At 71.6% G+C, this 23,865-nt stretch carries 18 protein-coding genes; 10 read left to right on the top strand and 8 right to left on the bottom strand.

Features of this window, described 5'->3' with window-relative positions; all coding sequences use genetic code 11:
• Nucleotides 1-37: 37 nt before the first annotated feature.
• On the bottom strand, nucleotides 38-3,259 hold the full coding sequence (locus tag ACZ4D5_RS10445) for an AfsR/SARP family transcriptional regulator (protein WP_467771941.1): 3,222 nt from the start codon (nucleotides 3,257-3,259) through the stop codon (nucleotides 38-40).
• A 128-nt stretch (nucleotides 3,260-3,387) separates the two neighbouring features.
• Here ACZ4D5_RS10445 and ACZ4D5_RS10440 point away from each other — a divergent pair, with 128 nt between their 5' ends.
• Genes ACZ4D5_RS10440 through ACZ4D5_RS10430 form a run of 3 tightly spaced genes read left to right on the top strand, consistent with a single transcriptional unit; the run spans nucleotide 3,388 to nucleotide 5,415 of the window.
• Complete coding sequence (locus ACZ4D5_RS10440) at nucleotides 3,388-3,888, top strand: SDR family NAD(P)-dependent oxidoreductase (protein WP_467771940.1); 501 nt, start codon at nucleotides 3,388-3,390, stop codon at nucleotides 3,886-3,888.
• Nucleotides 3,889-3,893: 5 nt separating this feature from the next.
• Nucleotides 3,894-5,162 carry an MFS transporter gene (locus ACZ4D5_RS10435; protein ID WP_467771939.1) on the top strand — a complete coding sequence of 423 codons (1,269 nt, stop codon included), beginning with the start codon at nucleotides 3,894-3,896 and terminating at the stop codon, nucleotides 5,160-5,162.
• Between the two features lie 49 nt (nucleotides 5,163-5,211).
• Nucleotides 5,212-5,415 (top strand): hypothetical protein, encoded by a 204-nt coding sequence (locus ACZ4D5_RS10430; protein ID WP_467771938.1) that lies wholly within the window; start codon nucleotides 5,212-5,214, stop codon nucleotides 5,413-5,415.
• Between the two features lie 70 nt (nucleotides 5,416-5,485).
• On the opposite strand, the gene ACZ4D5_RS10425 is transcribed toward ACZ4D5_RS10430, so the two are convergent.
• The 4 genes from ACZ4D5_RS10425 to ACZ4D5_RS10410 all read right to left on the bottom strand — a co-directional run bounded on the left by ACZ4D5_RS10425 (nucleotide 5,486) and on the right by ACZ4D5_RS10410 (nucleotide 7,656).
• Nucleotides 5,486-5,860: a hypothetical protein gene (locus ACZ4D5_RS10425; protein WP_467771937.1), complete on the bottom strand. Its 375-nt coding sequence runs from the start codon at nucleotides 5,858-5,860 to the stop codon at nucleotides 5,486-5,488.
• Nucleotides 5,861-5,916: 56 nt separating this feature from the next.
• The gene (locus ACZ4D5_RS10420; RefSeq protein WP_467771936.1) at nucleotides 5,917-6,309 is read right to left on the bottom strand and encodes a roadblock/LC7 domain-containing protein; all 393 of its coding nucleotides are present in this window, start codon (nucleotides 6,307-6,309) and stop codon (nucleotides 5,917-5,919) included.
• Between the two features lie 79 nt (nucleotides 6,310-6,388).
• Complete coding sequence (locus ACZ4D5_RS10415; protein WP_467771935.1) at nucleotides 6,389-7,222, bottom strand: transcriptional regulator; 834 nt, start codon at nucleotides 7,220-7,222, stop codon at nucleotides 6,389-6,391.
• Complete coding sequence (locus tag ACZ4D5_RS10410; RefSeq protein WP_467771934.1) at nucleotides 7,219-7,656, bottom strand: hypothetical protein; 438 nt, start codon at nucleotides 7,654-7,656, stop codon at nucleotides 7,219-7,221. The genes ACZ4D5_RS10415 and ACZ4D5_RS10410 overlap by 4 nt, the downstream gene beginning before the upstream one ends.
• A 280-nt stretch (nucleotides 7,657-7,936) precedes the next feature.
• On the opposite strand from ACZ4D5_RS10410, the gene ACZ4D5_RS10405 reads away from it, so the two are divergent.
• The 4 genes from ACZ4D5_RS10405 to ACZ4D5_RS10390 all read left to right on the top strand — a co-directional run bounded on the left by ACZ4D5_RS10405 (nucleotide 7,937) and on the right by ACZ4D5_RS10390 (nucleotide 17,646).
• Complete coding sequence (locus tag ACZ4D5_RS10405; protein WP_467771933.1) at nucleotides 7,937-8,914, top strand: MarR family transcriptional regulator; 978 nt, start codon at nucleotides 7,937-7,939, stop codon at nucleotides 8,912-8,914.
• A complete protein-coding gene (locus ACZ4D5_RS10400; RefSeq protein WP_467771932.1) occupies nucleotides 8,904-9,278 on the top strand; it encodes a roadblock/LC7 domain-containing protein in 375 nt (124 codons plus the stop codon). Before ACZ4D5_RS10405 ends, ACZ4D5_RS10400 begins: the two co-directional genes overlap by 11 nt.
• 108 nt (nucleotides 9,279-9,386) lie before the next feature.
• Nucleotides 9,387-10,343: a pirin family protein gene (locus ACZ4D5_RS10395; protein ID WP_467771931.1), complete on the top strand. Its 957-nt coding sequence runs from the start codon at nucleotides 9,387-9,389 to the stop codon at nucleotides 10,341-10,343.
• Nucleotides 10,344-10,560: 217 nt separating this feature from the next.
• Nucleotides 10,561-17,646: a DUF7927 domain-containing protein gene (locus tag ACZ4D5_RS10390; protein WP_467771930.1), complete on the top strand. Its 7,086-nt coding sequence runs from the start codon at nucleotides 10,561-10,563 to the stop codon at nucleotides 17,644-17,646.
• Between the two features lie 71 nt (nucleotides 17,647-17,717).
• Here the strand turns inward: ACZ4D5_RS10390 and ACZ4D5_RS10385 are convergent, their stop codons facing one another.
• A complete protein-coding gene (locus ACZ4D5_RS10385) occupies nucleotides 17,718-18,491 on the bottom strand; it encodes an NAD(P)H-dependent oxidoreductase (protein ID WP_467771929.1) in 774 nt (257 codons plus the stop codon).
• Between the two features lie 114 nt (nucleotides 18,492-18,605).
• Here ACZ4D5_RS10385 and ACZ4D5_RS10380 point away from each other — a divergent pair, with 114 nt between their 5' ends.
• The gene (locus ACZ4D5_RS10380) at nucleotides 18,606-19,538 is read left to right on the top strand and encodes a helix-turn-helix domain-containing protein (RefSeq protein ID WP_467771928.1); all 933 of its coding nucleotides are present in this window, start codon (nucleotides 18,606-18,608) and stop codon (nucleotides 19,536-19,538) included.
• Here ACZ4D5_RS10380 and ACZ4D5_RS10375 read toward each other — a convergent pair.
• Together ACZ4D5_RS10375 and ACZ4D5_RS10370 are read right to left on the bottom strand one after the other, a co-directional pair.
• On the bottom strand, nucleotides 19,496-20,158 hold the full coding sequence (locus ACZ4D5_RS10375; RefSeq protein WP_467771927.1) for a DUF4232 domain-containing protein: 663 nt from the start codon (nucleotides 20,156-20,158) through the stop codon (nucleotides 19,496-19,498). The genes ACZ4D5_RS10380 and ACZ4D5_RS10375 overlap by 43 nt on opposite strands.
• Nucleotides 20,159-20,273: 115 nt before the next feature.
• Nucleotides 20,274-20,681: a MarR family winged helix-turn-helix transcriptional regulator gene (locus tag ACZ4D5_RS10370; protein ID WP_467772262.1), complete on the bottom strand. Its 408-nt coding sequence runs from the start codon at nucleotides 20,679-20,681 to the stop codon at nucleotides 20,274-20,276.
• Between the two features lie 187 nt (nucleotides 20,682-20,868).
• On the opposite strand from ACZ4D5_RS10370, the gene ACZ4D5_RS10365 reads away from it, so the two are divergent.
• On the top strand, nucleotides 20,869-22,362 hold the full coding sequence (locus ACZ4D5_RS10365; RefSeq protein WP_467771926.1) for an MFS transporter: 1,494 nt from the start codon (nucleotides 20,869-20,871) through the stop codon (nucleotides 22,360-22,362).
• Between the two features lie 866 nt (nucleotides 22,363-23,228).
• Complete coding sequence (locus ACZ4D5_RS10360) at nucleotides 23,229-23,702, top strand: carboxymuconolactone decarboxylase family protein (protein WP_467771925.1); 474 nt, start codon at nucleotides 23,229-23,231, stop codon at nucleotides 23,700-23,702.
• The last annotated feature ends 163 nt before the right edge of the window (nucleotides 23,703-23,865 follow it).

Raw genomic sequence — 23,865 nt, 5'->3', positions numbered from 1 at the left:
GCGCAATCCGCCCCCCACCGCCCCGCACCCGAATCGGCTACGGCAAGTCCTCCGGAGGCAAGGCCGAGCCCTTCGTGAACGCCTTCTCGAACCCCGCCCCGCCCAACACGGCCCTCGCCGAGGCCATGATTCTGTCGACGTCCATGCGCTCCGCCGGCGGCAACGGCGCACCCACTCCCCTACGAGACGCATCCGCCGCCCCCAGAAGCAGCGCCGCGTCCTCCGCCGAGCCGGACAACACCGCCACACCCGCCAGCCCCTCCAGGGCCAGGGCCAACGCCCGCGGCTCCGCGAGGGACTTGGCCAGCTCCAGGGCGCGTACGTGATGGGACCTCGCCCCTTCCACGTCACCCCGCATCTCCGCCAGAAAGCCCAGCTCCGCCTGGAGCAGATGGTCGCCCGTCGGCGACGACACGTCCGCGTGCCGGTCACGGATGCGGAGCAGATGCCTCTCCGCCGACTCCAGCTCACCCGCCCGCCGCGCCCCCAGCGCGAGGCCCATGTCCGAGTGGATCTCCCCGTACCTGTAGCCCTGCTCCACCGCCAACTCGCGTGCCTGTGTGTGCAGTTCCCGTGCCCTGTCCCATGCGCGCGTCAGCAGGGCCAGCCTCCCGAGCCCGGAGAGACGTGCCGAGACCTCCGCCGCGAGCCCCAGCTCACGGGCGATGCGGAGCCCTTCTTCCTGGCGGCGCACGGCCTCCTCGTACTCGCCCTTGATCTCCGCGAGCACGGCAAGCGGCGTGACGGTCTGCAACTCGCCCCAGCCGTCGCCCAGTTCACGGAACAGCTGCGCCGCGCGCCGCCCGTCCCGCCCGATCGTGTCGAGATCCCCGTGGATCAACGCGTGCATGGCCCGCAACGACAGCGCGGCCGCGATGCTCCAGGGGTCGCCCGTCTCCTCGGCGAGGGCGAGGGCTTGGGCGTTCACTTCTTCGCTGGCGGCCGGGTCACCGGAGCTGAACAGTGCGTACGCGTACATCCAGAGGTACCGCGCCCCGTAAGGGGCGCGGGGAACCGCGCGAGCAGCCCCGTCCGACCCGCAGCGATCAGACGACCCGTCCCCGGTCAGCAACGCAAACGCGTCCCGCAACAGACGAAGCTCCCCCGCCCCCGGCGAAGCCCCCAGCACCGCGGACAGCTCACGTCGCCCTTCCGCCAGCCGCCCCCGCAGCAGCCACCACCACGCCAGAGCGGAGCCGAGCCGCACACCCTCGTCGTGCCCCCGGCCGAAGGCCAGCGCCGAACGGAAGTTGGCCGCCTCCGCATCCAGCCGCGGAAGCCAGTCCCGCTGCTCGCCCCCGCGAAGGAACGGCTCCGCCCGCTCGGCAAGGGCCAGGTAGTACTCCAGGTGACGTTCCTGGACGCCCCCGAGATCCTCCAACTCCCGCAGCCGTTCCCTCGCGTAGGCCGCAACGGACTCAAGGAGCCGGTACCGCGGCGCCACCCCCGCGGCCCCCTGCACCATGACGACCAGGGAGCGGTCGACGAGGCGCGTCACCAGGTCGAGGACCTCCTCGCGGGCCACGCCGTCGCCCGCGCAGACCTCCTCCGCGGCCTCCAGCACACAGCCGTCACGGTGCACGGCAAGGCGCCGCAGCACGATCCGCTCCGGGGCGCTGAGCAGCTCCCAGCTCCAGTCGATGACGGCCCGCAGGGTCTGCTGCCGGGCGGGGGCACCGCGCTGTCCGGAGGTGAGCAGCCGGAACCGGTCACCGAGCCGCTCGGCCACCTCCCGTACGCCGAGGGCCCGTACGCGGGTGGCGGCGAGTTCGAGGGCGAGCGGGATGCCGTCCAGGCGGCGGCAGATCTCCGCGACGGCTTCCGCGTCGGCCTCGCCGCCGAAAACGGGGGCCGCGGCGGCGGCGCGGGCGACGAAGAGGCTGACCGCGTCGTCGGGCCGCAGGGGCTCCACCACGAACACGGCCTCGCCCGTGAGGCAGAGCGGCTCCTGGCTGGTGGCGAGAACGCGGACGCCGGGCGCGGCGCGCAGCAGGGTGTCCGCGAGCTCGGCGGCTTCGGCGACGACCTGCTCGCAGTTGTCGAGCACCAGCAGCGTACGGCGGTCCCGCAGGGCGGCGGCGAGACGGTCGGCGGGGGCGGAGGGGACGGGCCCGGGCACCCCGGCGGGCGCATCGTCACGGAGCCCGAGCGCGGTGGAAACGGCCTGAGCGAGATCGTCGACCGTGCTCCCCCCACCCTGCCCGGCAAACTCAACTAGCCAGACCCCATCGGAAAAGAAGGGGCCTCCCAGGGGCTGCGCGGCGCCCGCGGTCCCCGGCACCCCCGCCGCCTCCAGGGCGAGTCTCGTCTTGCCGACGCCTCCGGGGCCCGTAAGCGTCACGAGCCTTGTGGAGGTCAGTAGGTGGGCGATGGTGGTCAGTGCCTGGGTTCGTCCGATCAGGGGTGTGAGGTGGGCGGGCAGGTTGGTTCGGGGGTGCGGGGGGCCGGCGGGCGTTTCGTTTTCGGCCGGGGGACTGGGCGGGTTCTCGGCGGGGGCCCGAGTCTGGGGGCGCGGCAGCGACAGGGCGGGGTCCTGTCGGAGTATCGCCTCGTGCAGTGACGTCAGCTCCGGGCCCGGGTCCAGGCCCAACTCCTGCGACAGTTGGTCCCGCAGGGATCCGTACGAAGCCAGTGCCTCGCTCTGGCGGCCCGCCAGGTACAGCGCCCGCATCTGCACCGCCCGCAGACGTTCCCGCAGCGGATGCCGGGACACCAGGTCCGCCAACTCGCCGGTCAGCAGCGTGTGGTCGCCCGCCGCGAGCCTCGCCTCGGCCTGTTCCTCCAGGACGGCGAGGCGCTGCTCGGCCAGGCGGTCGGCGGCGGCGCGGACGAACTCCTCGTCCGCGAAGTCCGCGTACGCGGGCCCCCGCCACAACTCCAGCGCCTTCGTCAGGAGTTCGGCACGGCTTCGCGGGTCCGCCTCGCGCCGCGCGTCGTCCACCAGCGCGCGGAAGCGGTCCGCGTCCACCTCGTCCCCGGCCGCCGCGTCCACCCGCAGCCGGTAGCCCGGCGCCTGGTGCACCACACGGTCGCGGCCCAGGGCGCGGCGCAGCTGGGAGACCTTGGACTGCAGGGCGTTGGCCGGACGGCCCGGAGGGGCCCCGCCCCACAGGTCGTCGACGAGCCGGTCGGCGGAGACCGGCTTCCCCTCGTGCACCAGAAGATCGGCGAGCAGCGCCCTGACCTTCGCCTCGGGAACCTTGACGGGCTCCCCCTCGCCGTCCCACACCGCCAGTGGACCGAGCACCCCGAACCGCATGCGGATCACCGTACACACCGGCCCTCGGTCATGGTCGCCGCCGACCATCAGCGGACCATCAGCGGTCCCGAAGCGCCCGCCCGCACAGTCGTCCCTGTCAGCAGCCAACGCACGCAGGGGAGGGCCCGATGCCCACGTACGCAGGCAGGAAAGCCGTGGTCGTCGGCGGCGCCACCGGCCTCGGCCTCGCCATCGCCAAACGCCTCGTCGAGGGCGGCGCCGAGGTCCTGGTGACCGGCGGCCCCGGCGCCGACCTCGCCGAGGCCGCCGTCGAGGTCGGCCCCCGCGCCCACGTCATCGGCTCCGACCCGAAGGACCCCGCGGCCGCCGCCGCCCTCGCCCCCGCCGTCCGCGAGCGGCTCGGCGGCGTCGACCTCCTCTTCGTCCACGCGGACGACGGCCTGCCCGCACAGCCCGCGCCCGCGCTGCTCGGCCTCCTGCGCGACGACGGCGCGGTCGTCCTCACCTGCTCGTCGGCCGACCCGACCGTCAACTCCCTTGCCCCGCTGGTCCGATGTCGCGCCTCCGCCGACGACACCGCCCGCACCGCACTCCGCCTGGCCGCGGACATCCCCCGTGCACAACCCGGCCCCCGCCCCCGTCCCCGTACACGTACCGAAAGGATCTGACCGGCATGCGCGCCGCAGAAGCCACCGAGACAGCAGCCACCGAGACAGCGGCCACCGAGACAGCGGCCACCGAGACAGCGGCCACCAAGAGGACGGCGGGGGGCAGGGGCGAGCCCCAGAAGCTTCCCCTTCCCGCCCTCCTCGCCCTCGCCACCGCCGTCTTCGTCACCAGCCTCACCGAGACCCTGCCCGCGGGCCTGCTCCCCGCGATGAGCGCCGACCTCGGCGTCAGCGAGTCCGCGACCGGCCAGACGGTCACCATCTACGCCATCGGCACCGCCCTCACCGCGATACCGCTCACCGCGGCCACCGCGGGATGGCGCCGCAGGCGGCTGCTCCTCGCGGCGATGGCCGGCTTCGCCGCGGCCAACACCGTCACGGCGGCCTCCGCCAACTACCCCGTGACCATGGTGGCCCGCTTCGTCGCCGGTGTCGCCGCGGGCCTCGCCTGGGCGCTGCTCGCCGGCTACGCCCGCCGCATGGCCCCCGCCCACCTCCAGGGCAAGGCCATCGCCATCGCCATGGCGGGCATCCCCGTCGCGCTCTCCCTCGGCGTCCCCGCGGGCACGTTCCTCGGCAAGGTGCTCAGCTGGCAGGTCGCGTTCCTGGTCATGACCGGCCTCACGGTGGGCCTGCTGGCCTGGATCGCCGCGCTCGTCCCCGACTACCCGGGACAGCCGCGCGGCGAGAGGACCCCCGTCCTGAGCACCCTGCGCGTCCCCGGCGTGAGCCCGGTCCTCTTCGTGACCCTCGTCTTCGTCCTCGCGCACACGGTCCTCTACACGTACATCGCCACCTTCCTCGACGAGCTCGGCATGGGCGGCTCCACGGACCTCGTCCTGCTCGTCTTCGGCGCCGCCTCCCTCGCCGGCATCTGGATCGTGGGCGCCCTCGTGCACCGCAGGCTGCGCGCGCTGACCCTGGCGAGCGTGCTCCTGGTGGGCGCGGCGGCGGCCGTCCTCGCCCTGTTCTCCGGCACCCCGGCGCTGGTCTACGCGGCCGTGACCCTGTGGGGCCTGGGCTGGGGCGGCGCGCCGACCCTCCTGCAGACCGCCGCGGGCGAGGCGGGCGGCGACGCGGCGGACGCGGCCCAGGCGATGCTCGTGACCCTGTGGAACGTGGCCATGGCGGGCGGCGGCGTCTTCGGCGGCGTCCTCCTCGGCCTGGTCGGCTCCTCGTCCTTCCCGTGGACGATCCTGCTGCTCCTGGTCCCGGTCCTGCTGGTGGTGGCCGCGGCCCGCAGGCACGGCTTCCCGGTGCGAAGCCGCGTCTGAGAAAATCCCCTTCCGTGCGAAGACTTCCGTACGAAGAAGGGGGAAGCCGATGATGATCGTGCTGCTGGCCATTGGGGTGCTGGTCGCGGCGGCGGGCCTGGGCGCGGTCGTCTGGGCGGCCCGGGGCGGACCGCGCTGGGTCCACGGAGTGGCGAAGGCGACGACCGTCTCGGCGGAACTGGTCACGGCCATGAGGAAGAGCAGCCGGATCTACGGCGGCAACAACCGCAACTCGTCCGGCTCGGACGGCTAGTTCACCGCGCCCTACCCGTACGACGGGAGGGCGCGGTGTTCTTGGTGCGCGCAGGAGTTCCTGGTGCGCGTCAGACGTCCAGTTCGGTCTCGATCCTCCTGAGCTGATGCCGGGCCATCGCCAGATTCGCCTTGTCCTTGTCCAGGGCCAGATACAGGAAGAGGCCGCTGTTGTTGCGGGACCTCAGCAGCCGGATCAGGTGGTACTGGTCGTTGAGCGTGATCAGGATGTCCTCGATCTCGCTCTTGAGGCCGAGCATCTCCATGGTGCGCACCTTGGCCCGCACCACGTCGGTGTTGCCCGCCGCCGCGACGTTCAGGTCGATCTCCTTGTTCCCTCCCAGGGTGCCGAGGGCCATGCCGCTGCTGTAGTCGACCAGCGCGGCCCCCAGGGAGCCGTCGATCGCGGTCATCGCTTCTTTCAGCGCGCTTTCCGTGTTGTACATGGGGCTCGTACTTCCTTTTCGTCTGTTGGTGGAGCGGGCCGAGGGGGGAGTCATGGTCAGGTGTTCTCCAGTCGTTCGAGCGCACCGTCGAGCAGGTCTCGGATACGGGCGCTGGACCGGCGTGCCTCCAGGTGGAGCCGGCCCACGTTGACGCGCGGTTCCGCCAGGAGGGTCAGGACGGCGGAGGGGCCTGCCGCGTAGGCCGCGACGTAGCCCCGCTCGCCTTGGATCAGGAGCTCCGACGCCCGGCCCCGGCCGGCTGCGTCCGCCAGCCTCAGGGCGACGTCGAGGGCGCCCGCGGTGAGGTCCGCGATGTGCTCGGCCTCGTCGTGCGTGGTGTCTCCTGCCAGCACCTTGCCGTCGGTGCCGGCGGCGAGTGCACCGGTGAGCTGGGGGACACAGGCCCGCAGCCGTCTGAGTTCGCGGAGCAATTCCGGTTCTGCCGCCATCAGTTGCCTCCTCCGGGCACGGCGCCGTGCCACCCGCCTCATGACGCACCCGCGGACCGGTGGCGGTCGGAACGGGACTTCACAGGGCCTCCAGAGCGTGACGGACCCGGCGCAGGAGGGCGATGTCCGTCTCGGCGAAGCCGTCCGTGCCGACGGCGACGGGCGGGGAGGCACGGGTCGTCGGCCGGGCGGGGGCGGGAGCGGGGGTCTCCGGCGGCGGGCTCGGGCGCGGCGCGTCGATCAGCCCCGCGACGGCCAGGCGCCGCACCTCGAGGAGGACGTGGAAGGCGGGCCTGCCGAGCAGCCGCGAGAGGTCCGCGGGAGTGCGCCTGCCGTCGGCGAGGTCGAGCAGCGTCCGCTGCCGCCCCGGCACGTACTGCCCGGCCGCGGGCGGCAGGCGCACCACCGGGGCCGTGTCCATCCCGGGTCCCGGCCAGAGGCGGTCGAGCAGCCTCCTGCGGCGGCGCGACTCCCGCTCGACCAGCTCGGCGGGGACGGGGCGCGCCGTGCCGAGGCCGTGCGCGACGCCGTGCCGGAACCGGGTCGGGCCGCTGCCGGGCGCCAGGGCGAACAGTGCGGCGTCGAACAGCGCGGTCAGCAGGCAGATCTCCAGCTCGCCGGGGTTCACGTGGCCGCCGTCGACCAGGAGTCGGGCCACACCCCGCCGCGGACCCGCCCGCCCGACGGCCTCGTCCCAGACCGTGCGCGGCAGCCGCCCGCCCGCCGTCAGGAGGACGTCGACGCCGGGCGCCGCCGCGCTCTCGGCGTGGACGACGCGGCCCTCGGCGAGATAGAGCGTCCCCGCGTCGCGCATCAGCGCCCCGGTGGCCCCCTCCATGGCGAGCCGTACGAGCATCGAGCACCGGGTCGGCAGGACGGGGTCCGGTGCGGGAGCGGGCGCGGCGGTCGTCATTCGAGGACCAGACGTCGGGCCACGTCCTGGAGCCGCAGGCGCGCGACGGCGAGGTTGCCCGCGTCGCGGTCGAGCCACATGTGCAGGAAGACGCTGCTGTCGAAGTCGGTCTCCACGAACCTGAGTACGTGGTACTCGGTCCGCGTGGTGACGATGAGGTCCTCGACGTCGGTACTTCCGACGGGGGGTGCGTCCGCCGAGGTGCCGGCGTCGGAGTGGCCGGCGAGGCGCAGGTCCCCGGCGGGGCGGAACGTGCGGTACTCCACGGACATGCGGGCCAGCTCCGCGGTCTCCGCCGCGGCCGACTCGGCCTCGCCGTGCGGCGGTTCACCGATCGAGCCGAGGGAGAGACCGCACGTCCAGTCCACGAGGGACGCACCCCGAGCGCCCGGTACGGACATGACTTCCAGCAGACACAGATCTATACCGGGCACCCGGAACTCCCCTCCCCAACACCGCACGCACACCTGTCTGGTGTCCTTGCGGTGACGCGGAGGTTATGCAGGGGAAAGGCGCGTGTGGAAGGCAGTGGCACATTCCCGCGGAACATGCTCGGGGCCGACAGTTCCGTACTTCTGGATGCACGTTCGGTGACGTAATTCGGCTATGTGATCGGTGCTTGCGGGCATCTTCCGTCACCTTGGGCAGACCTCTGGGGAATGGCGCCGCCGGTTGGTAGACATGCGCGATATCCGTTGCGGCCAGGGGGTGTTGATGGCGGATCCACGCGAACGCGTCGACCCGGACGGGTACGCCCTGCTGTCCCGCGCCCTCACCGACTGCGCGGCCCGCGCGGTCACCGGCGCGCTGCGGGTCATCGGCCGACCCGGCGGTCTGTTCCGTCTCCGGCAGGGCCGCGTGGTCGCGGTGGAGAGCCCCGGGGCTCCGGGGCCGGAGGTGCTGCTGCGGGCGGGGTGGCCGAGCGGCAGGGCGTGCGGCCGGGCGTGCGAGCGGCCGTGCGTGCGGCCGTGCGGCCGACGGTGCGCCGAGGTATTCGCGACCAGGGACGCGGTGTTCGCGATCCTTGCGGGGGAGGTGAGCGGCTGTGTCATGGATGCGGGGGGTGGCGTGACGGAGGCCGCCCCGCCCGGCCTGTCCGCGCTGCTCGGCCCGCTCCCCCCGCCCGGCCGGGGAGAGGAGCCGGAGACGCTGCTGCGCGAGGCCGCCGGGGAGCTGGCGGCGCTCGCCGCCCTTCCGTACGCCGTGCTGCCGCACCGGGACCGGCCGGTGCGTGCCCTGGAGGCGGGGTGCGCACCGAGCTCCTGTCCCGCCGCGCACCGGGAGATCCTGCGGCTCGCCGACGGGCGGCGCACCCCGCGTGACATCGCGTTCCTCCTCGGCAGGGGCGTCCACGCGGTGACGGTGGAGACCGCGCTGATGCTGGGCGAGGGGCTGCTGCTGCGGTCGGTGCCGAAGCCGGGCGGTTCCGGCGGACCTGTGCCGGAGCCCGGCGGCTCCGGGCCGCGCACCGCCGCCCCGCCCCTGTCCCGCCGACAGCCCGGCGGTGAGGCCGTCCCCGCGGGGGCGGCCCGCTCCCCGGGACTTCCCCGCCGCAGCCCCGGGGCCAGCGGCAGGACCAGGACTCCCGCCGCGGACGACCCCGCGGTGGGCTGGCGAGGTTTCTTCCGACGGGGGGAGAGGCCTCGCGCTCCGGCATGCGAGAACAAGGGGGGTCCACTGAATGGACCATGAAGCACTGTCCGCCGAAATGCAGGGTCTGCGCGCGCAGTTGGCGGGAATCACGGACACGGCGGTGGCGGCCGTCGACGGCCTGCTCATCGAGGCCGACACGGACGAGGGCGTCGAGGTGAACGGCCTCGCGGCCCTCGCCGCGGCCACGCTCGGCCTGGCCCAGCGGATGGCCGAGGCCACCGGCCGCGGCACCCTGCGCGGCACGGTGTCGCACGGCAGCCGGGGCTGCACGGCGGTGTACGCGGTCGGGGCCGCGGCGCTGCTGGTGGTCGTCGGGGACGAGGGCCTGGACCTGGGCCGGCTGGACGAGGAGTGCCGCCCCGTCCTGAAGCGCGTCGACGCCATCCTGACGGACAAGGCCTGAGCCCCGCCCCTCACGGGTCCGCCGCTCCGGGTTGGCACGAACCGGCAGCCTGTTCGAAGCTGGTACGTGGAGCACGTGACTGTACGCAGAGCACGTGGAGGAGACCCCATGACCTCACCCGGTAGCGGCGGCCCGACACCCGGCGGCGGCCCGACACCCGGCGGCGGCCCGACACCCGTCGGCGGTGACCCGGTCACCACCCGCACCGTCGACCGCATCGAGCGCCGTCTGGTCGCGGGCCCCGACACCCAGGTCGACAACAAGGCCCTGGTCATCGCCCCCGGCGACTTCCGCCGCACGGACCCGTTCCTGCTGATGGCCGAGGACTGGTTCTCCCAGACCGGCTTCGACTGGCATCCGCACCGCGGCCTGGAGACCGTGACGGTGGTCCTCGGCGGCGTACTGGAACACGGCGACAGCCTCGGCAACGCGGGCGCCCTGGAGGAGGGCGACACCCAGTGGATGACGGCGGGCCACGGCATCATCCACCGCGAACTCGCCTTCAAGAACGAGTACGTCCACACGCTCCAGCTCTGGCTGAACCTGCCCGCCGCCAAGAAGCTGGTCGACACCCACTACCAGGACCTGTACGCGAAGACGTACGCCACGTACGCCGAACCCGGCGTCACGGTGAAGGTCGTCTCGGGCGAGACGGGCGGCGCCCGCGGCCCGGCCAGGAACCAGCACCCGGTCCTCGGCCTGCTCATCACTCTGGACCCGGAGACGGACTACACCCAGCTCCTCGCCGCGCACGACCGGGCCTTCGCGTACGTCGTCACGGGCGAGGTCACGGTCTGCGGGCGCAGGACAGCCGAGGGCGAGACGGCCTGGTCGGATCCGGTGGCGGGCGCGAACGGCGGCGTCAGCGCCCTGAGGCTGACCACCGGGCACGGCGACGCCCCGAGCAAGGTGATGCTCTTCGCGGGCGAGCCGATCCGGGAGCCGGTGGTGGCGGGCGGCCCGTTCGTCATGAACAGCGAGGCCGAGATCTACCAGGCCTACCGGGACTACGAACACGGCAAGTTCGGCCCGGTACCGCGCCTGGGGCGGCTCCGGACCCGCTGACACCCCACCGCAGGGCGACACCCCACCGCACGGCGGGACCACTCGGTCCCGCCGTGCGGCTATGTGGCCTAACTGCGCGCTCCCGCACGACGTCTGACGGGTGGTCAGGTACGGCCGCCCGTGTGACGGTTCGAGAGCGTCATAAAGCAGTTCCTCGTACTTTTCATCAAATGTGCCTGACGAATCGGTCGGTCCGAGATGGCGTGAGGTTAGGCACATGGAAGTGACCCGGGCGTTCGGCCGGCGCATGGCGCCGGTCGAACGGTGCAGACGGCGCGTACGCCGCGCGATGCGTACGGCGCTCGTCATGGCGGTGGTGAGCGGCCAGCTGGTCGGGCTGGACGCGGCGTGGTCGGTGGAGGACACCGGCCCCTCGCCCAGTGGCTCCCCCAGCGCCTCGGCGAGCGCACCGTCGACCACGGGTCCTGCCGCGGAGCAGACCTCTCCCAGCGCTTCTCCCTCGCCCTCGACCCCGGTGTCACCCGCGGCCGAGGACGAGACCGAGACCGAGACCGAGCCCGAAGCCGGGGAGCCGAAGGCCACCCGGGCCGACCAGGAGCCCGAGGGGAAGCCCAAGTCCAAGGCCAAGGCCGACAAGAAGGCGACGGCCGAGAAGAAGGCCGAGGCCGAGAAGGAGGCCGAAGCCGACGAGCTCCCCCTCGACGACGGCACCCCCCTGTCATCCGGCAAGCGCGCCCAGAAGGCGGGCAGTTACACCGTCTCCGGCACCGGCGGCACCGGCACCCTGCCCAGCGGCACCACGGTCGCCATCTCGTCGACCGGGGCGCAGGGCAACGCCACCGCCAACGCCCTCGACGGCGGCACGGTCACGTCGCCGTCCGGCCTCGCGGGCTCCGCTTCCGTCGGCCTCCTGTGGCCCACGGGCGGCAGCACCAGCTACACCGAGCGCGGCACGGTGACGTTCACCTTCAGCCGTCCGGTGCGCAACCCCCGGCTGCACCTCGCGGGCATGGGCGCCGCGCCCGGCGCCAACATGCGGCTGCGGCTCACCGACAGCGCGCCCGCGTCGGCCTCACCCACGCTGAGCAAGCTGGCGGGCTTCACGGACTGGACGGTCTCCGACACCGAGATCTCCAACTCGTACAGCACCGCGAACCCCAGCTGTACCGCGGCCACCACGTCCACCAACGTCACCTCAGGCTGCGGCACGGTCGGCGTCACCGGCACCGTCAGCAGCGTCACGCTCGCCGTGGCCACCCGCAACAACGCGGGCGGCACGACCGGCGACGGCGTGCGCTTCATGGCCACCGTCGACGAGGACTTCTCCAACTCCTCCGATCTGCCCGCGGCTTCGCACACCCTCTCCGACCTGAAGCTCGGCGCCCTGTCCACCGGTGACAGCCCGGACACGGTGATCACCAACCCCGGGATCAAGGCGGACGACGACGCGGACGGCGTCGCCTCCTGGCCCGCCGTCGGGTCCGACAAGGCCGGATCTTCGTACTCCGTGGACGTCGCACTCACCTCGCCCTCGGCCTCGGCGCTCTCCGGCTGGGTGGACTGGAACGGCAACGGCACCCTGGACGACGGCGAGCGCGCGGATGCCGCTCCGGAAGCCGGTGCCACGACCGCCAAGCTGACCTGGACGGTTCCGAGCGACGTGAAGTCCGGCACGCACCCGGCCCGCATCCGGCTCGGGTACGACGCGACCACGACGCGGAAGGCGTCCGGCTGGGCCGACTCCGGTGAGGTCGAGGACTACACGATGACGGTGGCCAAGGTCGCCAACCTGGACATCAGCAAGACCGTGGACACCACCACGCCCCGCCTGGGGGACGAGGTCCTCTTCACGATCTCAGTGAAGAACACCGGCCCGGACGACACCACGGATGTGAAGGTCACGGACGAGTTGCCGGACGGCCTGCGATACGTCTCCGACGACTCGGGCGGCAAGTACGACTCCGGGACGGGCATCTGGAGCACCGGGGACCTCAAGAAGGACGAGACGAAGACCTTCAACCTGGTGGCCAAGACCACCAAGGAGGGGGAGATCGTCAACACCGCCTCCAAGGCCACGTCGACGTACCAGACCAAGCCGGTCGAGAGCTCCTCGGTGACCTTGAACGTCGGCCCGGCCAGTGACTGCCCGAAGATCGCCGAGCTGACCAACGGCAGCTTCGAGTCGCCGGTGAACACCTCGAGCGTGCAGTTCTACGGCGACGCCGGGCAGCCCGCGCCGAACGTACCGGGCTGGCGCACCACCGCCACCGACCGCAAGATCGAGATCTGGCGGGGCCCGAACACCCCCGCGGGCAACATCACCGCGGCGGACGGGCAGCAGTGGGCCGAGCTCAACGCCAACCAGGTCTCCACGCTCTACCAGGACCTGAGCACCACGCCCGGCCTCAAGATGAACTGGCGCATCTTCCACCGGGGCCGCCAGGGCGACGACACGATGCAGGTGCGGATCGGCCCGTCGAACGGCACGCTCGTCGCCCAGACGCCGACCGGCGCCTCCTCCCCGGACATCACCACGGGCACCAGCGGCTGGAAGGAGTACCGGGGCACGTACACCATCCCCGCGGGCCAGCACATCACGCGCTTCGCCTTCGCGTCGGTCAGGAGCATCGGCGGCAACGCCATCGGCAACTTCCTCGACGGCATCCGCTTCGGCACGCCGGGCTGTCTGACCACGAAGAAGTCCGTGACCCGGAACCCGGACCGCGACCCGTCGCAGCCGACGGACGTCCTGACGTACACCGTCGAGGCGGGGAACGAGGGCGGCGACGACGCGTTCGACGCCTTCCTCCGTGACCCCATCCCGGCCAACTCCGACTTCGTCCCCGGCTCCATCACGGTCACCAGGCCCGACGGGTCCACGACGGCGGTCTCGGACGCCGACGGCTACGACAGCGCGGGCAAGCGCGTCACGGCCCCCATCGGAGCGGGCAGCAGTCCGCGCAAGGTGGCACCCGGCGAGACCTGGAAGATGACGTACAAGGTCAAGATCGCCAGGGCGGCCGGCGGCAGCAAGGTCATCAACCAGGCCACCGCGGGCTGGAAGGAGACGCCGGACGGCTCGGACACCACCGAGCGGCAGACCAACACGACGACCACCAACATCGGCGAGACCGTCGACATCAAGGTCGACGTCAACGACCTGACCATCGCGCCGGGCACCAGCGGTGACGTCACCCTGACCACGACCAACGACGGGCCCAACGACGCCAAGGGCGTCAAGACGGTCTACGAGATCCCGCCGGGCACGACGGTCGACACCGCCTCGCTGCCGACGGGCTGCACGGGCGGCGAGGCCGGGCCCGTCACCTGCACCATCGGCGATCTGGCCAAGGGCGCGACCAAGAGGCACACCTTCACGCTCAAGGTCCCGGCCGACGCCGTCCCCGGTACCAGGACCACGGGCACGGCGACCACCAGCACCACGTCCAACGAGCCCGACGAGTGGCTGGCCAACAACAAGGACACCAACCAGCTGACCGTCGGCGGCCGCAGGATCGCCCTTGAGATCAAGAAGGAGGCGCGTCCCGACCCGCTCACGGTGGGCCAGCAGGTCACCTACACCGTCACGACGACCAACAAGGGCCCCTCGGACGCGCTCGGCGTCAAGATCGAGGACACCGTCCCCGCCAACTACACGGACGTCACCTGGCAGTGCACGGTCGACTCCACGACGGCCTGCGGCTCGGGCACGGGCAACTCGGTCAGCACGACGGTCGCCACCATCCCCGCGGGCAGGTCCGCGGTGATCACCATCACCGGCACGCTGAAGGCCGACCCGGGCAAGGACCCGGTCAGGAACACGGCCAAGGTCACGGGGCCCAGCGGTTCCGAGGACAGCAACTGCCCCGACAAGAAGGGCCCTTGCACCCATGAGGGCGAGAACATCCTCGGCACCAAGAGCCTGAGGATCACCAAGTCCGTCTCCACCACCAAGCCCCTGCCGGGCCACGAGGTCACGTACACGGTGAAGGTGGAGAACACCGGCTCGGTGACGTACACCGGGGCGAAGTTCGAGGACGACCTGACGGACGTCGTGGACGACGCGACGTACGTGGTGAACAGCGAGTCGGCGGACATCGGCACGGCCTCGTACGCGAAGCCGAAGCTGAGCTGGAGCGGTGACGTCCCGGCGGAGAGGACCGCGACCATCACGTACAAGGTGAAGGTCGACTCGCCGCCGAAGGGCGACAAGAAGCTGAAGAACGCCGTCAGTTCGAGCGTGCAGGGCACCAACTGTCCGCCCGGCTCCACGGACCCGAGGTGTTCCACGGGTGACGGTGACGAGGGCGGCATTCCGAGCCTGAAGTACAAGAAGGTGATGTCGCCGAAGAGTCCGCTGCCGGGGCAGAAGGTCTCGTACACGGTGACGGTCGAGAACGACGGCGAGGCCGACTATCCGGGAGTGAAGTTCACGGACGATCTGTCGGATGTCGTGGACGACGCGACGTACAACGACGACGCGAAGGCGGTCTCGGGCGGGAGCGGTCACGGGACGGTGAGGTACGCCGAGCCGAAGCTGACCTGGGCCGGCGATCTGGCCAAGGGGCAGACGGTCACGGTGACGTACTCGGTGACCGTGGACTCGCCGCCGAAGGGCAACAAGTCCCTGAAGAACACGGTGACTTCGGATGTTTCGGGGTCGAACTGTCCGCCCGGTTCGAAGGATCCGGAGTGCGGCAGCGGCGGTGACGAGGGCGGCGGTCTGCCGAACCTGGTCTACAAGAAGGTGATGTCGCCGAAGAACCCGCTCCCCGGTCAGAAGGTCTCCTACACGGTGACCGTGGAGAACGACGGGAAGGGCGCGTACCCCGGCGTGAAGTTCACGGACGACCTGTCGGACGTGGTGGACGACGCCGAGTACAACGGTGACGAGAAGGCCGTCTCGGGCGGCAGCGACCACGGCACCGTGGCGTACACGGAACCGAAGCTGACCTGGACCGGCGATCTGGCGGCCGGGCAGAAGGTCACGGTGACGTACTCGGTGACCGTGGACTCGCCGCCCAAGGGCAACAAGTCCCTGAAGAACACGGTCACGTCGGACGTGGAGGGCTCCAACTGCCCGCCCGGATCCAAGGACCCGTCCTGCGGGACGGGCGGTGACCACGGCGGCATTCCGAGCCTGAAGTACAAGAAGGTGATGTCGCCGAAGAACCCCCTGCCGGGGCAGAAGGTCTCCTACACGGTGACGGTCGAGAACGACGGCGAAGGGAACTACCCCGGCGTCAAGTTCACCGACGACCTCTCCGATGTCGTGGACGACGCGACGTACAACGACGACGCGAAGGCGGTCTCGGGCGGGAGCGGTCACGGGACGGTGAGGTACGCCGAGCCGAAGCTGACCTGGGCCGGCGATCTGGCCAAGGGGCAGACGGTCACGGTGACGTACTCGGTGACCGTGGACTCGCCGCCGAAGGGCAACAAGTCCCTGAAGAACACGGTGACTTCGGATGTTTCGGGGTCGAACTGTCCGCCCGGATCGAAGGACCCGGAGTGCGGCAGCGGCGGTGACGAGGGCGGTGGCCTGCCGAACCTCGTGTTCAAGAAGGTGATGTCGCCGAAGAACCCGCTCCCCGGTCAGAAGGTCTCCTACACGGTGACCCTGGAGAACGACGGGAAGGGCGCGTACCCCGGGGTGAAGTTCACCGACGACCTCGCGGACGTCATCGACGACGCCAAGTACAACCACGACGAGAAGGCCGTCTCCGAGGGCAGTGACCACGGCACCGTGAAGTACGAGGAGCCGAAGCTGACCTGGCACGGTGACCTCGCGGCCGGGCAGAAGGTCGCGGTGACGTACTCGGTGACCGTCGACGACCTGCCCAAGGGCGACAAGGTCCTGAAGAACACGGTGACGTCGGATGTGGAGGGCTCCAACTGCCCGCCCGGGTCCAAGGACCCCGACTGCACCACCGGCGAGGCCGACGGCGGTCTGCCCAACCTGAAGTACAAGAAGGTGATGGAGCCCAAGAACCCCGCCCCCGGCGGGAAGGTCGCCTACACCGTCACCGTCGAGAACGACGGAAAGGCCCCCTACCCGGACGTGAAGTTCACCGACGACCTGTCGGGCGTGGTGGACGACGCCACGTACAACGGCGACGCGAAGGCGGTCTCCGGAGGGAGCCCGCACGGCACGGTCGCGTACGCCGAGCCGAAGCTGACCTGGACCGGCGATCTGGCGGCCGGGCAGACGGTCACGGTGACGTACTCGGTGACCGTGGACGCGCCGCCGAAGGGCGACAAGGTCCTGAAGAACACGGTGACCTCGGACGTGCCGGGCTCCAACTGCCCGCCCGGCTCGAAGGACCCCGACTGCTCCACCGGCGGCGAGGAGGAGGGCGGCATCGCCGTCATCCGCTTCCTCAAGACCGCCGACCCCAGCGGCACGATCACCGCGGGGCAGCGGGTCACGTACACGGTCAAGGTCCTCAACGAAGGCAAGAGCGTCTACCGGGGCGCCACGTTCTCCGACAACCTGAGCGGCGTGCTGGACGACGCCGCCTACAACGGTGACGCCGAGGCCTCCTCGGGCGACGTCGGCTACGAACGGCCCACGGTCACGTGGACCGGCGACGTACCGGCGGGCGGGACCGTCACGGTGACCTACTCGATCACCGTCGACAACCCGGTCAAGGGCGACAAGAAGCTGACGAACTCCGTCACTTCGAGCACGCCCGGCACCAACTGCCCGCTGCCCATGCCCGCGAGGGCGGCCAGGGCGCTGCTGCTCGGTCCGATCGATCCGGACTGCTCGACGGGGCCGAGCCTCATCAAGCAGTTGACCGTCAAGAAGCAGCACGACGCGAAGGAGAAGGTCAGGCCGGGCGAGAGGATCACCTACACGGTGACCGTCACCAACACCGGCTCGGCGCCGTACGAGGGCGCCACGTTCCGCGACGACCTGAGCGACGTCCTCGACGACGCGACGTACAACGGCGACGCGGGGGCCGGCGCGGGCACGGCTCGTTTCGCTTCGCCGACGCTGAGCTGGACCGGCGACCTGCAGCCGGGCGAGCGGGCGACGGTCAGGTATTCCGTGACCGTCAAGCCCAAGGGCTCCGGCGACGGCAGGATCGCCAACCGGGTGATCACGCCGGGTGGTTCGGGCGGCAACTGCCCGGAGGGCTCGACCGACCCGGACTGCACGGGCGGCCCCGTGCCGCCGGAGGTCATCGACCCGATCAAGCCGCCGCCGGTGCTCCCGGAGACCGGTGACCGCGGCCGCACGCGGACGCTGCTCGCGGGTGGCGCGGCGATCGTCCTGGTGGGCGTGGGCGCGTGGATCGTGGCGACGATGAGGCGAAGGAGGAACGAAGCCGCCTGATTCCGACGGTAGTTGAGGGGCGCCCCGGGCCTGTGAGGACCGGGGCGCCCCTCCGCGCGTGGCCCGGCGGCTCAGCGGCTCGGGCGGGTGTGCAGCGCGAGGCCGTCCGTGCCCGGCTCCTCGACGCCCGGAAGCAGCCGCATGTCGTGGTCGTAGTCGCCGCCGACGAGCGTGCGGAAGGGGACGGGCTCGTCGGTGAAGAGCCCGTCGAGCCGTGCCGCGTACGCCTGCCGGGCCTCTTCGAACCGCTCCTCGGGCAGGGCGTTGGACTCGTACACCGCGAACGGTTCGAGCGGCGCGACGCCGGTGAACCAGAACAGGCCGTGCTGCAGCGGGTGGAGCACGTCGGACAGTTCGCCGTGGATGCCGCGGTCCGAGAAGGCCCCGGTCCGCGCGCCCGCGGTCACCGACACAAGCGCCCGCTTCCCGGCGAGTGGGCCGTCGCTGTACGGCGGCGGGACCGCGGGGCCGTACGCGAATCCGGCGGTGAACACCCGGTCGATCCAGCCCTTCAGGATCGCGGGCACCGAGAACCACCACAGCGGGAACTGCAGGACGATCGCGTCGGCCCAGCGCACCTTCTCCTGCTCCTCGGCGACGTCAGGGGTGAGCCGGCCGTCGAGCGTGGCGCGCTCGGAGGCGCCCATCACGTGCAGGCGGCCCCGGGCGTCGGGGAACTCGTCGGGGAAGTCGTCGGCGTCCACCGTCGCCTTCCACTTCATCGCGTACAGGTCGGAGACCCGCACCTCGTGACCGGCCTCCCGGAGGTGGTCGACGGCGAAGCGGGCGAGGGAGGCGTTGAGGGAGCGGGGCTCGGGGTGGGCGCTGACGACGAGGATCTTCATGCCGTCAGGCTCCCGCGGGCGTGCTCCGGCAGCCAGCACTCTGTTCGACCGAGGAAAGCCGTTCCTGGTATCGCGAGACCCACCCTGGGGGCGGGGCCGCCCATACTTGATCGCATGGACGACAACGGGCGGGACCTCGGCGGATTCCTGCGTGCCCGGCGGGGCCGCGTCGCACCGGAGAGCGTGGGGCTCAGCACCGGCAACCGCCGCAGGGTGCGGGGGCTGCGGCGCGAGGAGCTGGCCCAGCTCGCCGGGATCAGCGTGGACTACTACGTCCGCATCGAGCAGGGCCGTGCCACCCAGCCGTCCCCCGAAGTGCTCGACGCCCTCGCCAGGGCCCTGGGTCTCGACACGGCCGAGCGCAGGCACCTCGCCACGCTGGCGGCCGCCGAGCGTGTGCCCACGCCGCGGGCCAGGATCAGCCCGCTCCTGCGCCAACTCCTGGACTCCATGGCGCACTTCCCGGCCTTCGCGACCAACCACCGGCTCGACGTGGTGGCATGGAACGCGCCGGGCGCCGAACTGCTCGGCGGCCTGGGCGAGCGGCGCGACGGGAACAACGCGCGGTTCCTCTTCCTGGACCCCGCCGCCCGTGACGTGTACCCCGAGTGGGCGGACCGGGCCGCGGAGGCGGTGGGCCAGCTGCGGGTGGCCGCGGGCCGCTACCCCGACGACGCCGATCTGGCGGCCCTCATCGCCGAACTCCGCGAGCAGAGCGCCGAGTTCCGCGGCTTCTGGGACAGCGGGGAGATCGTGATGTGCGCCGGGGGCAGCAAGCGGCTGCGGCACCCGGCGACGGGCCCGCTCACCCTCGACTACGAAACGCTGCACGTCCCGGCGTCGCCCGGCGAGACGGGCCTGGTCGTGCACGTCTTCGGCGCGGAGGAGGGCACGGAGGAGGCCGCCGCGCTGGCCCGCATCGCCTGGGGGGCGGCGGAGCGGGCGCGGGACGCGGCGGCCTCGGCTGGGGGTGCGGGCCCGACGGGCCCGACGGACCCGACGGCTCAGAAGTCGTCGGCGCCGTTGCGCAGCTCGTACGTCCAGTAGCCGGTCAGCGCCTTCGCCGGGTCGACGGCGATGCCGCCCTTGCCCGGCGCCGTGACGGCGGCCATGCCGCCGCCGCCCTGCAGCGTCACGGAGAAGGCCGAGACGGGCTCGTTGTTCTCGTCGACGCCGCCGTCCGACAGCTTCACCAGCGCGTACGCGGGGGCGCCCGCCTTGAGGACCACGGGGGAAGCGGGCTTGCTCTTGGCGACGGCCGGCACGTTCTGCTTGTGGCTCTCCAGGAACTGGATCTCCGGGAACCCGGTCATCGTGCAGGTCTTGCCCGAGGTGTTCTTCGCGGTCAGGACGATGTGGGTGTAGGGCGGGCCGTCCTGGCGGGCGGCGCTGATGGCGACGTCCTTGGTCGTGCAGACGGGGGCGGCGGCCTGCTTGCTGTGGGCGGAGGGCGTGGCCTGCGCGCTGTCACCGTTCTTGGCGGCGGCACCGGCGGCACCCGCGGACCCGGCGGACTTGGCGGCCTTGTCGACCGAGATGGTGGTCTCGGTCGCCGTCCCCGCGGACTTGGTGTCGGAGTCGTCACCACCGCAGGCGGTGAGGGACAGGGCCAGCACGGCGGCGCCGGCGGCGGCGAGGACAGTGGTGCGGCTGCGGAACGTACGCATGGGATTTCCCCCGTGAAGTGAGGGGCGCGGCATTGCCTGGTCTGGGGCGACCGCGCCTGACGTGCTGACAGGAACTACTCTCGCGCCCGCCGCTCACGTTCCGCTGTCTTGCCGCTCACGCCTCGCTGACGTGGGCTTTTTCCGTGAAGGCCCGCTCCAGGAGGGCGTACAACGTTTCTTGATCCGCCTCGCTGAGGGAGGCGAGGCCGGCCAGCGTGGTGTGCATGTTGGCGCGGATGGCGTCGATGGCCTGCTCGCCCTCGGGGGTGAGGACGACGTTCTTGACGCGCCGGTCGCCGGGGCTCGGCTCGCGGCGCACGAGGCCGCGCTTCTCCAGGCGGTCGATGATGCCGGTCATGTTGGAGGCGTCGCAGGACAGCGTCGCGGCGAGCACCCGCATCGCGGCCGGGCCGCGGCGCAGCACGGTCAGGGTCTTGCCCTGGCTCGCGGTGAGGTTCTCGCGGGCCGCGGCGGCCGTGAAGTCGCCGTAATAGACGCCGAGCGACACCGAGAGCAGCTCCATGAGCTGGTCCGTGCCGACGCGTGGGGGCCGCCCTGCCATGTGATCCACCTTACGTCCAGAAACTTGACCATCTCAAATATTAGCGCTTAACGTAAAGGACTTACTTGATGTCTTCAAGTATCGACCTTCTTAAGTAGTTCCTCAGTAGTTCCTCAGTAGTTCCTCAGTAGCCGGAAAGAAGCACGACGTGTCCCACGCACAACAGAGAACGGCGCCCTCGTCCGGGTCCACGACGCTCGTCCTGGTCCTCGGCCTCGCCGCGATGGTCGTCTCGATGATGCAGACGCTGGTCGTCCCGATCCTCGGCATCATCCAGAGCGAACTGGACGCCACGACGGCGAACGTCAGCTGGGTGACCACGGCCACGCTGCTGTCCGCGGCGGTGTTCACACCGCTCCTCGGCCGCTTCGGTGACCAGCACGGCAAGAAGCCGACGCTCGTCGGCGTGCTGCTCGTGATGATCGCGGGCTCGGTGCTCGCCGCCACCACGACCTCGCTGACCTGGCTCATCGTCGGCCGCGTGATGCAGGGCGCGGCGACCGCGATCTTCCCGCTCGCGCTGTCCGTGCTGCGCGAGGAGATCAGGCCCGAGAAGCTGCACGGCGCGATGGCGCTGGTCAGCGGCACGCTGGCGTTCGGCAGCGGCCTCGCCCTGGTGGGCGCGGGCCTGCTGACCCAGGGCTCCGACCCCGACTACCACCGGGTGTTCTGGCTCGCGGTCGTGCTCGCCGTGGTGGCGCTGCTCGGCGTGCTGTACGTGGTGCCGAAGTCCCGTACGAAGACGGGCGGGCGGACGGACTGGCTGGGCGCGCTGACCCTCGCCCTGCTCCTCGTGCTCCTCCTCCTGCCGATCTCGCAGGGCCACGAGTGGGGCTGGACGTCCGGCCGCACGCTGGGCAGCTTCGCGGGCGCGGTCGTGATGGCGGGGATCTGGGTCCTCACCGAGCGCCGGGTGCGTGAGCCCATGGTGGACATGCGGATGTTCGCGCACCGCCCGGTCCTCTTCACCAACCTGGCGGGCCTGCTGCTCGGTTTCGCGATGTTCGCCCAGTTCATCGGCGTCTCGTACCTGGTGCAGATGCCGGAGGGCCTGGCCGGGTACGGCTTCGGGGCCTCCGTGCTCGACGCCTCGGTCGTCTACCTCCTGCCGGCGACGCTGGTCTCGCTGGTGGGAGCGCCGTTCGGCGGCGTACTCGTCCGTCGTATCGGAGCGCGCGGCACGCTGGCCGCCGGAGCCTGCTTCGGCGTCATCGGCTTCGCCTGGCTGACCCTGGCGCACGACACCACGGCGTCGGTGATCGGTGCGGGCATGGTCATCGGCCTGGCGATCAGCTTCGGCTACGCCTCGATGCCGGCCCTGATCGTGGCGAGCGTCCCGCCGCACCAGACGGGCATCGCCAACGGCATCAACTCGATCTCGCGGTCGGTCGGCAGCGCGGTGGCGAGCGCGATGATCACGTCGCTCCTGGCCTCCAAGACGATCGAACTCCCGGCGGGCATGCCGAAGTTGCCCCAGGAGAGCCAGTTCACGCTGAGCTTCACCATTGCCGGGGCGGCGTTCCTGCTGGTGGTGGCGGTGGCGCTGCTGGGCCTGCGGCGGACGCGGGCGCAGACGCCGCGGAAGCTCGCGGAGTCGCAGACCCCGTCGGACGCGCAGGCGCCGGAGCGCGTGACGGCCTGAGCCGTAGCCGCGTACGAAACGGGGGCCCCGTCACTCGCAGGTGGCGGGGTCCTCGTGCGTTCGCCGGGGGCCCTCGCCAAGGAGGCGCCCGAGAACGTCGTCTCCCTGTGGGAAGGGCCCGTACCGCGCAACACGACCGCCGAACCCGGCAAGAACGCCACCGCGCCCCCCGTGCCCGCGCAGCGACTGGAGCTGTCCGAGAAGGCCGACCGCACGGCGGTGGGCGCGGGCGACACCGTGGCGTACACGGTGACCATCGCCAACACCGGCGGCAACGACCTCTCCGGGGTGCTCGACGACGCCGTCTACCTGCGCGACGCCCGCGCCACCGGCGGCACCGTCGCCTACCGGGAGCCGGTCCTGAGGCGGCGCGGGGAGGTGCGGCCGGGGCGAGCGTCGAGGTCACGTACCCGTTCCGGATCAAGAAGGCCAAGGAGCTCGGCGCCGCCGACAAGACGCTGGACAACCGCATCACGTCCACCGGCGACGGCAACTGCGGCCCGTCCTCCACGGACCCGTCCTGCGAGGTCACCGGCGTCAGGATCAATCCGGACCCAGTCCTGCCCCCACCGGAAACCGCGACCTGATCTACGGCGCGGCGGCGGCCCTGGCGGTGCTCCTCGTCCTCGCGCTCCTGGCGGCCGCGAGGATCCGGCGCCGTACGAGGTCGTGAGCGACGTACGAACCACGCACGAACCACGCACGAACTATGTACGAGCGACACATGCGTGACGTACGAGCGACACATGCCGACGTGCGAGTGGCGTACGTCACACGCCCCCTTGTCACATCTCACCGAGCGGCTCCGTCAGAGAGGTGAAGCACCAAGGAACACACCACAAGGAACACACCACCAAGGAGTCACCATGGAAGCCCGCCTGAACCTCTTCGGCAGCCCGCTCGCGGCGAAGGTCCTGAAGCACGTCAACTCGGCGGGCAAGGTGATCTCGGACTCGCCGCTGCCGGCCGCGACGCAGGAGCTGGTGAAGATCCGCGCGAGCCAGATCAACGGCTGCGGCTTCTGCACCGACATGCACACCAAGGACGCGGCCCACGCGGGCGAAACGGCCCAGCGCCTCCACCTGGTCGCGGCCTGGCGCGAGGCCACGGTCTTCACCGACGCCGAGCGCGCGGCCCTGGAGCTGACGGAGCAGGGCACCCGCATCGCGGACGCGGCAGGCGGCGTGTCGGACGAGGCGTGGGCGAACGCGGCGAAGCACTACGACGAGGAGCAGCTCGTCGCCCTGATCTCGCTGATCGCCCTGATCAACACGTACAACCGCGTGAACGTCATGGTCCAGATGCCGGCGGGGGACTACCAGCCGGGGCAGTTCGCCTGAGCCCGACCGGCGACGAGAGGGGCCCGGGCCCGCGGGGGATGGGCCTGGGCCTCGACTGCGTAACCCGGAGGGGCACAGCTCGTTTTAATCCTTACGGGTGACGAGCGTGGTCGGTCCTCCGTTGCAGCCGCCCACAACGGGGCCAGGGGGAGTGACCGCACAC

The sequence above is a fragment of the Streptomyces sp. NPDC025651 genome, assembly GCF_055558735.1.
This window is presented reverse-complemented; position numbering and strand designations above follow the sequence as displayed.